At 31.4% G+C, this 13,101-nt stretch carries 15 protein-coding genes; 3 read left to right on the plus strand and 12 right to left on the minus strand.

Annotation, left to right across the window (positions count from 1 at the left end; all coding sequences use genetic code 11):
• Positions 1 to 22 precede the first annotated feature (22 nt).
• Together ACSYT2_RS07105 and ACSYT2_RS07110 are read right to left on the minus strand one after the other, a co-directional pair.
• The gene (locus tag ACSYT2_RS07105; RefSeq protein WP_430856488.1) at positions 23 to 175 is read right to left on the minus strand and encodes a zinc-ribbon domain-containing protein; all 153 of its coding nucleotides are present in this window, start codon (positions 173 to 175) and stop codon (positions 23 to 25) included.
• 149 nt (positions 176 to 324) lie between these two features.
• Positions 325 to 816 carry a CarD family transcriptional regulator gene (locus tag ACSYT2_RS07110; protein ID WP_430856489.1) on the minus strand — a complete coding sequence of 164 codons (492 nt, stop codon included), beginning with the start codon at positions 814 to 816 and terminating at the stop codon, positions 325 to 327.
• A gap of 219 nt (positions 817 to 1,035) precedes the next feature.
• Between ACSYT2_RS07110 and ACSYT2_RS07115 the strand changes: the two genes are divergently transcribed.
• Positions 1,036 to 1,422, plus strand: a complete 387-nt coding sequence (locus tag ACSYT2_RS07115) for a hypothetical protein (protein ID WP_430856490.1) — start codon at positions 1,036 to 1,038, stop codon at positions 1,420 to 1,422.
• 90 nt (positions 1,423 to 1,512) lie between these two features.
• Here the strand turns inward: ACSYT2_RS07115 and ACSYT2_RS07120 are convergent, their stop codons facing one another.
• The 6 genes from ACSYT2_RS07120 to ACSYT2_RS07145 all read right to left on the minus strand — a co-directional run bounded on the left by ACSYT2_RS07120 (position 1,513) and on the right by ACSYT2_RS07145 (position 5,935).
• On the minus strand, positions 1,513 to 1,905 hold the full coding sequence (locus ACSYT2_RS07120) for a hypothetical protein (RefSeq protein WP_438384325.1): 393 nt from the start codon (positions 1,903 to 1,905) through the stop codon (positions 1,513 to 1,515).
• Positions 1,906 to 2,148: 243 nt separating this feature from the next.
• Complete coding sequence (gene mnmA / locus ACSYT2_RS07125; RefSeq protein ID WP_438384327.1) at positions 2,149 to 3,225, minus strand: tRNA 2-thiouridine(34) synthase MnmA; 1,077 nt, start codon at positions 3,223 to 3,225, stop codon at positions 2,149 to 2,151.
• 8 nt (positions 3,226 to 3,233) lie between these two features.
• Complete coding sequence (nifU, locus tag ACSYT2_RS07130; protein ID WP_430856493.1) at positions 3,234 to 3,671, minus strand: Fe-S cluster assembly scaffold protein NifU; 438 nt, start codon at positions 3,669 to 3,671, stop codon at positions 3,234 to 3,236.
• 1 nt (position 3,672) lies between these two features.
• Positions 3,673 to 4,854 carry a cysteine desulfurase NifS gene (gene nifS, locus ACSYT2_RS07135; protein ID WP_430856494.1) on the minus strand — a complete coding sequence of 394 codons (1,182 nt, stop codon included), beginning with the start codon at positions 4,852 to 4,854 and terminating at the stop codon, positions 3,673 to 3,675.
• 12 nt (positions 4,855 to 4,866) lie between these two features.
• The gene (locus ACSYT2_RS07140; protein ID WP_430856495.1) at positions 4,867 to 5,310 is read right to left on the minus strand and encodes an RrF2 family transcriptional regulator; all 444 of its coding nucleotides are present in this window, start codon (positions 5,308 to 5,310) and stop codon (positions 4,867 to 4,869) included.
• A gap of 94 nt (positions 5,311 to 5,404) precedes the next feature.
• The gene (locus tag ACSYT2_RS07145; protein ID WP_430856496.1) at positions 5,405 to 5,935 is read right to left on the minus strand and encodes a GNAT family N-acetyltransferase; all 531 of its coding nucleotides are present in this window, start codon (positions 5,933 to 5,935) and stop codon (positions 5,405 to 5,407) included.
• A gap of 142 nt (positions 5,936 to 6,077) precedes the next feature.
• Between ACSYT2_RS07145 and ACSYT2_RS07150 the strand changes: the two genes are divergently transcribed.
• Positions 6,078 to 7,853, plus strand: coding sequence for a glycosyl hydrolase family 18 protein (locus ACSYT2_RS07150; protein WP_438384329.1), 1,776 nt, complete (start codon positions 6,078 to 6,080; stop codon positions 7,851 to 7,853).
• A gap of 73 nt (positions 7,854 to 7,926) precedes the next feature.
• Here ACSYT2_RS07150 and ACSYT2_RS07155 read toward each other — a convergent pair whose 3' ends face one another.
• From ACSYT2_RS07155 to ACSYT2_RS07170, 4 genes are all read right to left on the minus strand, one after another.
• On the minus strand, positions 7,927 to 9,192 hold the full coding sequence (locus ACSYT2_RS07155) for a replication-associated recombination protein A (RefSeq protein WP_430856498.1): 1,266 nt from the start codon (positions 9,190 to 9,192) through the stop codon (positions 7,927 to 7,929).
• Positions 9,193 to 9,276: 84 nt separating this feature from the next.
• Positions 9,277 to 10,071, minus strand: a complete 795-nt coding sequence (locus ACSYT2_RS07160) for an ABC transporter ATP-binding protein (protein ID WP_430856499.1) — start codon at positions 10,069 to 10,071, stop codon at positions 9,277 to 9,279.
• Positions 10,031 to 10,963, minus strand: coding sequence for an ABC transporter permease (locus ACSYT2_RS07165; RefSeq protein ID WP_430856500.1), 933 nt, complete (start codon positions 10,961 to 10,963; stop codon positions 10,031 to 10,033). Before ACSYT2_RS07165 ends, ACSYT2_RS07160 begins: the two co-directional genes overlap by 41 nt.
• Entirely contained in the window at positions 10,963 to 11,946 is a 984-nt protein-coding gene (locus ACSYT2_RS07170; protein ID WP_430856501.1) for an ABC transporter substrate-binding protein, read from the minus strand. Before ACSYT2_RS07170 ends, ACSYT2_RS07165 begins: the two co-directional genes overlap by 1 nt.
• 285 nt (positions 11,947 to 12,231) lie before the next feature.
• On the opposite strand from ACSYT2_RS07170, the gene ACSYT2_RS07175 reads away from it, so the two are divergent.
• Positions 12,232 to 13,053 (plus strand): mechanosensitive ion channel family protein, encoded by an 822-nt coding sequence (locus ACSYT2_RS07175; RefSeq protein WP_430856701.1) that lies wholly within the window; start codon positions 12,232 to 12,234, stop codon positions 13,051 to 13,053.
• The last annotated feature ends 48 nt before the right edge of the window (positions 13,054 to 13,101 follow it).

The raw sequence follows: 13,101 nt of genomic DNA on the forward strand, positions 1-13,101 counted from the left end.
TAGCCTTCTAAATAAAACAAAACTATCTTCTGTTTTGTTCTTTCTTAGCTCTTCTACAAGCTGCACATCTTGTAGGTTCATTTGTAAATCCTTTTTCTTGATAGAATTCTTGTTCTCCTACAGTAAATACGAATTCACTACCACAATCTCTGCATACTAAAGTCTTATCTGACATATAAATTTCCTCCTTTTAAAATAAAGATTAATATATTGTATAATCTTTCTCTAAAGGAGAAACTTATAAACCTATAAAAAATCTTTTTTTACTTACTTTATACAGTATAACATATACTGTATAACTTTGCAAGTACTTTGTAAAATCTTCTAAAAATTAATTGCTAAATTCAATAAATCTTCCGCTACTTCATTAGAAATATCCTTAGATTGGCTTATCTCTTCTATTACAACCTTCTTAGTACTGTCTAAAATTCTTTTTTCACTAGCTGTTAAATGATGATGTATTCTAACTTGTGTAAGATTACATATCACCTCTAAATAATCTACTAAAGATCCTGATTTTATTTTATCAGAATTCATAAGGATTCTATCTTTATAACTTGATTTCTTTAATTCTTCCATATCAGTTGTATAATCAGTTATATTCTTTAGCTTGTTATCTATAGTTTTACAATCACTAATTAATCTCATTCCAGATTGTTTCACTCGACTACAAGGTAATGTCAATTTCATAGTATCATTTAAAAGATGTATCTTATAATAATCCTGGATTTTACCATCAAACTCCCTTTCCTCTATAAGATCTACCACTCCGATACCTTGACTTGGATAAACAATTTTATCACCTATTTTAAACAAATAATTACCCCCTTATGCCTTACTATATAAGTATAACACATAACTAAATAATTGTAAATTTTTATTTTATCATAATTATTTATACTAGTCAATAATTAAAATGAAAGATTTTATATTTTTATATACAGTAATATAAGTTTTTTTAATTTTTTTATAATAACGAACTTCTTTTCATATATTGAACTATAATATATTAAAATAAGTATTAGGAGCTTTGATGTGCGTATTGATAGAAAAGGAGAAAAACATAATACATCTATATACGGAAGCAAACCTTTAGCTATATATCAGTTCCATGGTAATACTAAAAAGATTCCATTTATACCCTTTGTACTTGCCATTTCAAAGGTTGATGCTTTAGATGCACTAGATGAAATAGAGAGTGAATGTAAATATATTCAAGTTGTTGTATTAAATGATTTCATAATATTTGAAAACGAGCGTAATGAAAGTCTTTGGACTATAGAAAGTACTACAGAGGACTCTACAAATAATCTATCCAAAGGATTTATTGATTTTATTACTACAGAAAAGGATGGTCTTAATCTAAATTTTATAGAAGATCCTCAAAGAAGTATTATTATATTTAGAGATAGTAATTTTTAAATAAAGAAAACTATCATATATAGGGGCTTAAAACTACTTTAATAGTCTAAGCTTCCTGTATATAATAGTTTTTTATTTCTACCCTCATAATTAATTAGTTATAACTACCTCTTCATTGGCCTGAAAATCCACATTAACAGTACCACCTACCCCATTCTCTATATAACCAAGTATACATACTTCCATTTCTTCACCTGTAGCATTTCTATATTTCATATAGATTGAACTTTCAGATAATGTGCTGTCTAATTTAACTTTTGCTTTGCTTTTACCTTCTGGAAATAAATCACTTACTATTCCATATTCCTTGTCGCCACCTTTTTCATAAACACTAATACTATTATATTTTTCTAATGAGCTATTACTAATACTTACATTAAGAACATTTTTATCTTGTGTAAATATTCTAAAAATTAATAATAAACTGCTTATTAATAATATTCCTATTATTAGGATACCTGGTCTTACCTTATTATTCTTCATACCTATAAACACCCCCATAATTATACTTATACACCATTATTATAAAATATAAAAGGATTATTGTTACTTCAGTTGAAGCATTAAATTAATCTTAAGTTAATGAGATATTTATTGGTAAATCGTGATTTTTTTAAGCATTATCATAATTTATAATTTTCTTTTCTTAATTGCTCATTTATCTAACCAAAATAAATAAATCCGCTGTATTAATACAGCGGATTTTATCACTCTTTTATTTTGATATTATAATACTCTATCAGTAATTCCACCACCAACTACAATATTACCCTGGTAGAAAACAACAGATTGACCTTTAGTTATTGCTCTTTGTTTTTCCTTAAAAGATACTCTTGCTTTTCCATCCTTTTCCGGGTAAAGAATTGCTTCTGCTGGTTTAGCAAGGTATCTAACTTTTGCAGTAACAGTAATTTCTCTTTCCAGTTTATCAAAAGGAATGAAATTAACATCCTTAGCTAGTAAATCAGTCTTAAATATATCTTCCTCTGGTCCTAATACAACTTCTTTTGTTCTAGGATTTATATCAGTTACAAATACAGGTCTACCAAGGGCTATCCCTAATCCTTTTCTTTGACCTATTGTATAATAAACTATTCCTTTATGTTTCCCAAGAATATTACCATCTTTATCTACAAAATTCCCAGTCTTAACCTTACCTTTTTTCTCTTCTAATATAAATCTTCCATGGTCATTATCTGGAATAAAGCAAATTTCTTCACTATCCTTCTTATTATGTACTGCAAGACCTATCTCTTTAGCTATCTCTCTGATTTTATCCTTAGTATATTCACCACAAGGCATTAAAGTATGAGCCAATTGATCCTGTGTAAAATTATATAAAGCATATGTCTGATCTTTTCTATCATCATCAGATTTAACTAAAAGGAATCTCCCATCCTTCTCTTCAATTTTAGCATAGTGTCCTGTTGCAACATATTCTGCTCCAATACCTCTTGCTTTTTGAAGTAAAGCATCAAACTTTATGTGCTTGTTACATGCTATACATGGGTTTGGAGTCTTCCCATCCATATATTCATCAACAAAATAGTCTATGACTTTTTCTTTAAATATATCTTTGAAGTTCAAGACGTAGAAAGGTATCTCTAACTTGTCACAAACTCTTCTTGCATCCTCTACTGCTGATAATGAACAGCATCCGCCTTCTCTTTCAGCAAATTCATCATCATCTGGTGACATTCTTAAAGTTATACCTATAACATCATAACCCTGTTTTTTTAAAAGGTAAGCAGCAACGGAACTATCGACTCCGCCACTCATACCTACTACAACCTTTTTTTTCATCTTAACTCCTACTCTTCACCATGAATGTGATCGTGTAAATCATCTCCATGTTCTTCGAAGTCCCAAAGTTCAAGACCTGCATTCTTTCTGTAATCATTAATAGCCTTATGAATAGCTTCTTCTGCTAAAACTGAACAGTGCATTTTAACAGGTGGAAGACCATCTAGTGCTTCTGCAACAGCCTTGTTTGATAGTTCCCATGCTTCATCAATATGTTTACCCATGATAAGTTCAGTTGCCATTGAAGATGACGCTATAGCTGATCCACATCCAAATGTTTTAAATTTAACATCCTCTATTATTCCATTATCGTTAACCTTTAAGTAGATTTTCATTATATCTCCGCACTTAGCGTTTCCAACTTCACCTACACCATTTGCATTTTCAATCTCGCCAACATTTCTTGGATTTCTAAAATGGTCCATAACCTTATCTGTATATATCATATTATCTTTCTCCCTTCTTAACAAAGTCTTCCCATAAAGGAGACATATTTCTTAGTCTTTCAATTATTGGTGGAACTGTTTTAATTACATATTCAACATCTTCTTCTGTTGATCCATCACCGAGTGTTAATCTTAATGATCCATGAGCTTTTTCATGAGGAAGTCCTATAGCAAGTAATACATGAGAAGGATCTAATGAACCTGATGTACAAGCACTACCACTTGATGCACATACACCTTCAAAATCTAATGAAAGTAGTATTGATTCACCTTCAATAAATTCAAATCCAATATTTACGTTACCAGGTAATCTTTTATCACCCTTTGGTCCATTAAGCTTAGTATAAGGAACTGCTAATAATCCTTCGATTAATCTATCTCTTAATACTGTCATCTTCTTAGCATGTTCATCTAAGTTGTTGTGGGCTAATTCCATAGCTTTCCCAAGACCAACTATAGCTGCAATATTTTCAGTTCCACCTCTTCTAGCTCTTTCTTGACCCCCACCATGAATTAAGTTATGTATTCTAACACCTTTTCTGATGTATAATGCACCAATTCCCTTAGGCCCATATATCTTATGTCCTGCAAGTGAAAGTAAGTCTATATTCATATCTTTTACATCAACTTCTACATTACCAATTGCTTGAACTGCATCTGTGTGAAATAAAACTCCTCTTTCCTTACAAATAGCACCAATTTCTTTAACTGGTTGTATAGTTCCAATTTCATTATTTGCAAACATTATTGAAACTAATATAGTTTTATCAGTTATTGCATTCTTTAAATCTTCTAAATTAACAAATCCTTCTGAATCTACATCTAAGTAAGTAACTTCATAACCATTCTTTTCTAAGTACTCACAAGTATGTAATACTGCATGATGTTCTATCTTAGTTGTAATTATATGATTCCCTTTATTCTTATAGGCTGAGGCTATCCCTTTAATTGCCCAGTTATCTGACTCAGACCCACCCCCTGTAAAATAAACTTCGTTTATTTCACAATTTAGTGCTGTTGCAACTTTTTCTCTTGAAGAGTCGATAGCTCTCTTCGTAGTTCTAGATATTTCATAGAAAGAAGATGGGTTACCAAACTTTTCTGTAAAGTATGGCATCATTTCTTCCAAAACCTCTGGTTTAACGTAAGTTGTTGCAGCATAATCCATGTATACTGTCTTCATATCCATTCACCTCTATAATTTAAGTTTAATTTTATCGTTATTTCCCTTCATCGCTTCATAATCATTAACAATATCTTCTAAGGTTACCGATTCCATAACATGGTCGATACTATTTTTAATCTTTTCCCACAGTAATCTTGTAGCACAGCAATCAATTTTATCACAGGCTGCACCATCTATACAATCTGAAACCTCTATAGGTCCTTCTAGCACAAACATAATATCTGCTACAGTAATATCTTTCGGCTCTCTACTTAAAACATATCCTCCCTGGGCTCCCCTAATACTTGTAATTAGCTTTGCCTTTCTTAATGGTGAAAATAATTGTTCTAAATAATATTCAGATATATTTTGCCTTCCTGATATTGTCTTTATTGAAACAGGAGCATCTCCGTAATTTATAGCAAGCTCAACCATTGCTTTTACTCCATAACGCCCCTTCGTAGAAAGTTTCATTTAATCACCCCTTAATGTTGAGTGTTTTACTTGGTTTTCTTTTTATATCATAGCAAAGCACTCTGCTATTGTCAATAATACTTTTTCCTATAACTTAATATTTTTTATAGTATCTTTGCTCAATAGTTTCCTCCTTACCCACAAAGGATTTAGTGAACACTTTTTCCTCTCTAAAACCAAATTTTTCATAAAACTTTATAGCTCTTTCATTTCCATATAGTACCCAAACATAACAACCTTTATAACCCATATCCTTTAATATTTTTTCAGCAAAGGTTGCAAGTTTATACCCTTGCATTTTCCCCCAGTATTCTGGCAGTACATAAAAGGTTACTATTTCTGCCATACCTTCTCTTTTTATTTCTTCAGTAACTGTGGGTACAATACAATCTTGTTCCTTACCATAAGTAATACACCCTGTAACTTTCCCATCAACTGTATATAAAGAAACCATATATTCATTATCATTCAAAATTTGAATGAATTTAGGAACCCATAATCTATCATAAATTTTCTTTAAGTACTTTTCACTAATTAATCCTTTGTATCCTTCTTTCCATGATCTAGCATGAACTTCACTTATAGCTATGACATCAAATTTATTGGCCTTTCTTATATTTTCCATGAAAATCTCCTTTATACTTAACTAGGTACTATTTAAGTATAAAGGAGTAAAATCTTATTTTCTATATTATAATCATTTATCACCTTTACTTTGATTATGAGAACTTCTATAATTAATTGTAATAAATTGTAAGGAGGTCAGTATGAAAAAGAAAATCACTCTTGTATTATCAATTCTATTAGTAGTAACTGTTGGAGGTTTATTATCATATGAGCTCTTATCAAAACCTAATGATAATAAAAAAGATAGCACTCCTGCAAGTTCTAATAATATTAGCAAAACAAGTAATAATAAAAATATAATCATGTATTTTCCTAACTGGGGAGTTTATAGTAGCGAGCATCAAAATATGTCAGTTGCTGATATTCCCTGGGATAAGATTACAGTAATTAATCACGCATTCTTTACTGTATCTAGTAGCTTTAAATTAGAATCCACTGATAAAGATGCTGACTTCGAAAAATCCTTCCCTCATTCAGAAGGTTGGGATCAGAATCAGCTACGTGGTCATATGGGTGAATATAAATACTACAAAGATAAATATCCAAATGTAAAAGTATTATTATCTGTTGGTGGATGGACTAGAGGTGAAAACTTCCATGATATGGCTAAAACAAAAGAAAATAGACAAACCTTTATAAACAGCATAATAGAATTTTTGAATAAATATCCATTTATAGATGGCATTGATTTAGACTGGGAATATCCTGGAGAAAATAGAGAAAAAGACCCTAATGATGATTATGATAGAGGATGTCCTGGTGGACCTGAAGATAAAGAAAACTTTATCCTTCTCCTTAAGGAAATAAGAGATGGCTACAACAAAAATGACATGCAAGATAAATCTCTTACTATAGCAAATACAAGTAATTATGAAAAACTCAAATTACAGGAGCCTGACAAATACATAAAATATCTAGATTATATTAATGTAATGACTTATGATTTCCATGGTTCTTGGGAGAATACTACAAATCATCACTCTGCTATCTATAAAAATAATGAGGATCCAACTGATTATGATAAGTATACCTACTCTGCTGAGGATTCAATGAAAATGTATGTTAAAGAATATGGTATTCCTAGTGAAAAACTTAATGTAGGCTCACCATTTTACTCAAGAGGTTGGAGTGTAGTTGATGATAGTACTGGAAAGGATGGTTTATTCTCCACTGCAAAGAAAGGATATAAAGGTTCTTGGGATGGTCCTCAAAATCCTGGTGGGCAAATTCCTTGGTTCCAACTAAAAAATATGGAAAATAAGGATGGTTGGAAGAAATACTTTGATAATAAGTCAAAGGTTCCATATCTATACAATAAGGAGCTAAAAGCAATGCTTACCTATGAGGACGAAGATTCCCTAAAGGAAAGGTGCGACTTTGTATTAAAAAATGAATATGGTGGAATGATTATTTGGGAAATTTCTGGAGACGATAAGTCTTCTGGCTTTCCACTAACCTCGATAATTTGGGAGAAGTTTGGTAAACCTTCTGGTGCCTCAAAATCAAAGGATAGTAATGATTCAAAAAATAATTCTTCAAAAGAAAAAGAAGAAGCTACTTCAAATGATAAGGCTTCTAATGAAGATACCCATTCTAATGATAAAGTAACTTCTACTAGCGGATTAGATACGAAATTCGAAATAACCTCTGACTGGGGTTCAGGAGCTAATTGGTCTATGGTTATTACAAATAATACTGGTAATGATATTTCAGGATGGGAAGTTAGCTTCTCATTCCCTAAAAAAATTACTCAGTGTTGGGACGGAAGCTTTTCCAATTCAGGTGATACTTACAAAATCTCTAACCCAGCCTGGGGCGGTTCTTTAAAAAAAGGTGATTCTATTACAGTTGGCGGGGCTTGTGAAGGGGACTCTAAGGGTTTATCCATTAAAAATATTAGCACATCTATTAAATAATAAGTTTTTCAAAATATTATAAATAGAGGATGAAGTTTTCTTCATCCTCTATTTATGCAAAAAGCTATATTAATTATTTAATCTTTTTCCAATATTCCATAGATGCTCTCTCCATCTTATTATCACCGTATTCATAGTAACTTTTATCCTTTATATTATTTGGTAAGTACTGCTGTGGTATATAATGATTAGGGTAATTGTGAGGATACTTATAGTTAGTTCCTCTTCCAAGGGCTTTTGCCCCGTTATAATGAGCATCCTTTAGATGATTAGGTATATCATCAACTTTCATGTTCTCAAGATCAGCAAGTGCTCCATCAATTGCCATAATAACTGAATTTGATTTAGGTGCAGTTGCTAATAAAATCACTGCTTGCGCAAGGGGTATTCTTGCTTCTGGAAAACCAAGCTCCCTTGCTGAATCTACCAATGACTTAACTATAGGTGCAGCTTGAGGATAGGCTAAACCTATATCCTCTGAAGCTATAACTTGTAACCTTCTACAAATGGAAATCAAGTCTCCTGCTTTAACTAATCTAGCAAGATAGTGGATTGCTGCATCTGGATCACTGCCTCTTATAGACTTCTGAAAGGCACTAAGATAATCATAGTGACTATCACCATTTACATCATAGGCAACAACCTTTGTCTGACTACTATCTCTGGCTATTCCTAAATCTATGAGTACTACTCCATCTGAATTAGGATTAGTTGAATTAAGGGCTACTTCAAGTCCATTCATAGCTTTTCTAACATCTCCATTAGAAGCAGCCGCAAAATAATCTAAGGCTTCTTCCTTAACTTGTAAAGTAGTTTCATTATAATCCTTCATCTGTATATCAATGGCTCTCCTTAATGCTTTCTTAACATCTTCTTCATTTAAAGCTTTAAATTCAAAAATAGTAGATCTACTTAAAAGTGCCTTAAATACGTAATGATATGGATTTTCTGTTGTAGAAGCTATTAAGGTTATTCTTCCATCTTCTATGTATTCTAATAGAGATTGCTGTTGTTTCTTGTTAAAGTTTTGAATCTCATCTAAATATAAGAGAACCCCCTCTCTCCCCATAAAAGTATCTAAATCCTTACATATATCTTGAATATCTTTTAATGAAGCATTTGTTGCATTAAGTTTATAAAATTGCTTATTTGCCTTTTTTGCAATAATGTTTGCCACAGTAGTTTTACCTATACCTGGTGGTCCATAAAAAATCATGTTACTAATTGCACCACTTTTAACAATTCTGTTTAAAATCTTATTTGGACCTAAGATATGCTGTTGTCCGCAAACATCTTCTAATTCTACTGGTCTTATTTTATCTGCTAATGGTTTATACATAATTACCTCTACTTTAACATTTTATATATCTAATAATAACATGAAACAAAGAAAAAAAGGAAGCCTAGGCTTCCTTAGATATAATTAACCAAATAATGTTCTATCACTTAAATCTTCTTTAACATGAACCTTTTCAAATAGATCCATTAATTTGTCTGTAGTTAATTCTTCCTTTTCTATTCCTCTTACATCAATAACGACTTCACCTCTGTGCATCATAAAAAGTCTATTACCAGTTTCCATAGCATGTTTAAGATTATGAGTAACCATTAATGTAGTTATTCCTCTTTCCTTAACAATTTTCTTTGTAATTGCCATTATCTTTTCAGAAGTTTTAGGGTCTAAAGCTGCTGTATGTTCATCTAATAGTAGCAACTTTGGATTCGACATTACAGCCATTAAAAGTGTTAATGCTTGTCTTTGCCCTCCAGATAGTAACTCTACTTTATTGTAAAGTTTATCCTCAAGACCTAAATCTACCTCTTCAAGAAGTTTCTTATATTCTTCTATCCTCTTTTTATTAACACCGATTGTTAATCCATAAGTCTTTCCCTTATTGTCAGCAAGAGATAAGTTTTCTAATATAGTCATTTGTGGTGCTACACCAACTGATGGATTTTGAAAAACCCTTCCTATTGATTTAGACCTTGCAAACTCTGCTTTTTTAGATACATCATCACCGTCAATATGAATTGTTCCACTGTCTAATTCTATTGTACCCCCAATGATATTTAAAAGTGTGGACTTCCCAGCACCATTGGATCCTATTATTGTAATAAAATCACCCTTTTCTACCTCTAGTGATAAACCATTAAAAACCTTATTTTCATTTATAGTATTAGGATTGAATACTTTCGATAGCTGCTTGATCTTTAGCACTTTCTTCAGCACCACCCTTCCTGTTTATATTGTTGTCTTTCTTCTTAAATTTAAAGTTTTGAGAACTCAATGCTACAACTATAACTGTTGCCGTAAGTAAATTTAATAGATTTGGACTTAAGCCAAGTCTCAATGCAATTGATATAGCTCCATAATATACAACAGTTCCAATAATTGCTTGAGTTGTTGATTTTATAAATTTAATCTTGCTAAATATTGATGTTCCAATAATTACACAAGCAAGACCTTTAACAACAATTCCTGTACCCATACCAACGTCTGCAAAACCTTGATATTGGGCTGTAAGACCTCCTGCTAGGGCTACTAGTGAATTGCTTATCATTAGTCCTAAAATTTTAATATTATTTTTATTTACTCCTAATGAAGTAACAACCTGCTCGTTATCTCCTACTGCAAACAATAAGAAACCAATCTTTGTTTTCATAAACAAGTCTAATAATATTTTTAAAATTACTAGGATTAGTAACGTTAAAATTATCTTTCCTATATCTATACCAAATAACTGTATATTTAATTTAAATAGGTTATCTGTACTAAACAAGGGTGTATTGGATTTACCCATTATAGTTAAATTAACTGAATATAATCCAATCATTACAAGTATTCCAGACATTAAATTTGTAATCTTTAGCTTTACATGAAGGTATGCAGTAATAAATCCTGCAACTGCTCCACCTAGCATTGCAACAATAGTAGCTATAAAAGGATTAACCCCATTAACTAATAAAGTTGCTGCTATACAAGCTCCTAGTGGATAAGTACCATCCACTGAAAGGTCTGGAAAATCTAATATCTTATATGTGATATAAACTCCCATCGCTACTAAGCCAAATAGAGAAGCTTGCTCTAATACATTTACTATGATGTCCACTAATTAACGCCTCCAGTAACCTTCTTTGCAACCTTATCAATATCTTCTGGAATTGTTATATTAAGTTTCTTTGCCACGTCTGTATTAATTGTTATTGCAAGTTCTTTCATAGTTTCAATTTCAATATCCGATGGACTTTTACCTTCAAATATTTCTACAGCTTTATAAGCTGCCATTTTGCCTAGTTCAAAATAATCTAATCCTTTAGATACAAGTCCACCCTTCTCTACTACAGCAGGCTCTGCACCTAAAATTGGTTTATTATTCTTTAAACATATATTACCTACTAGTTCATAAGAAGCAGCAACATTATTATCTGTTGGAGCATATATCCCATCTACTGAAGCCATAGCATTTGTTAAATTTTGATTTATTTCATTAATATTAGCAACTCCAATTTCCTTTATCTCTAAGCCATGTTTTGGGGCTAATTCTTTTAGCTTATTAACTTGATTAACAGAATTTGTTTCAGAAGTTGTATAGATAACTCCTAATGTTTTAGCACTAGGTACTAACTTTTTAAATAAGTCTAACTGCTCGTCTATATTTACCATATCTGAAGTACCTGTTGTATTCCTCCCTGAACCTTTCCAATCATTAGCTAGTCCATCTGTAACAGGGTCTGTAACAGCTGTAAATACAATTGGTATATCCTTTGTTGAGTTATATGCAGCTTGTGCCGTTGGGGTTGCTATTGCAAATATTAAATCCTTTTTATCACTAACAAACTGTCCTGCTATTTGCTGAGCAACATCAATCTTGCCTTGAGCATTTTGTTGTTCTATAACTACCTTATCTTCATAGCCCTTTTCTTTTAAACCAGCTATAAAGCCTTCATTAGCGGCATCTAAAGCTCCATGTTGTATGAATTGTACAACTCCAATTTTTTTCTTCTCATCCTTCTTTTCAGCTCCACATCCTACAAGTACCGTTCCTACTAGAAGACCACATAGCATCAGAGCAACCTTCTTTTTCCCTACCATATTACCATCCTCCTATTTTGTTTTACCCATACTTTATTCCTATCTTTTACAACTTTCTACATTTAGAATATAATACCCACCAAAGGTTAATACTATATTTTTAATATTATATACTTAGTATTATTGTTAAAGTTATACTCATTTAATATATTCATTAATAATATGAAAATATTAATTATTATATTATCACATTCTATAAATAATGTAAATAATTCCATTATGATTTGTTATTGTGTAAGAAGTTATTTGCGATTATACTATTTATATAAAAAGATTTATGGAGGTATTAAAATGTCCTTAGAAGTATTTATTGAAAAACTTATTAGTTGGGCTACAACTAATGGTATAAGACTTGCCATTGGTGTTGTAGTTCTATTTATAGGTTGGAAAGTAATTAAAAAAATCGTAAAAAGATTAAGTAATATTTTAAACAAAAGGGGATTTGATTCAACACTTCATTCTTTCCTTGAGGCTTTTGTAGATATGTCACTTAAAATAATTTTAATTATTTGTGTTTTGAATTATGTAGGAATCGGCACATCAAGTCTAGCAGCACTTGTTGCATCAGCAGGTCTTGCAGTTGGTCTTGCCCTTCAAGGAAGTTTATCTAACTTTGCAGGCGGTGTAATTATACTAATGATGAGACCTTTCCAAGTTGGGGATTTTATCGAAGCTGCTGGATATAGCGGAACAGTTGAGAGAATAAAAATATTCTATACTCACTTAGCTACTCCTGATAATAAGGAAATCATGATTCCAAATGGTACTCTTGCAAATGGTAGTCTAATTAACTATTCTGCAAAGGATACTAGACGAGTAGATCTTACTTTCGGTGTAGGATATGATGCTGATATATTACATGTTAAAAGAACTTTATCAGAAATTGTTGAATCCTGTGAGTTTGCATTAAAAGATCCTGCTCCCTTTATAAGCTTAAGTGAGCATGGTGCTAGTTCAGTAAACTTCGTCGTTAGAGTTTGGTCTAAGACTGAAAACTACTGGAATGTTTACTTCTATCTTTTAGAACAAGCTAAACTTAGGTTTGATGAAGAAAAAATTAGCATTCCTTATCCTCAAATGGATATTCATATTAAAGAAGAAAAATAATATAGTCTAAATAAAATAAAGGAGCTAGTGAAATATCACTAACTCCTT

Source organism: Clostridium zhoujianii, assembly GCF_051590805.1.
In the GTDB taxonomy this organism is placed as follows: domain Bacteria; phylum Bacillota; class Clostridia; order Clostridiales; family Clostridiaceae; genus Clostridium.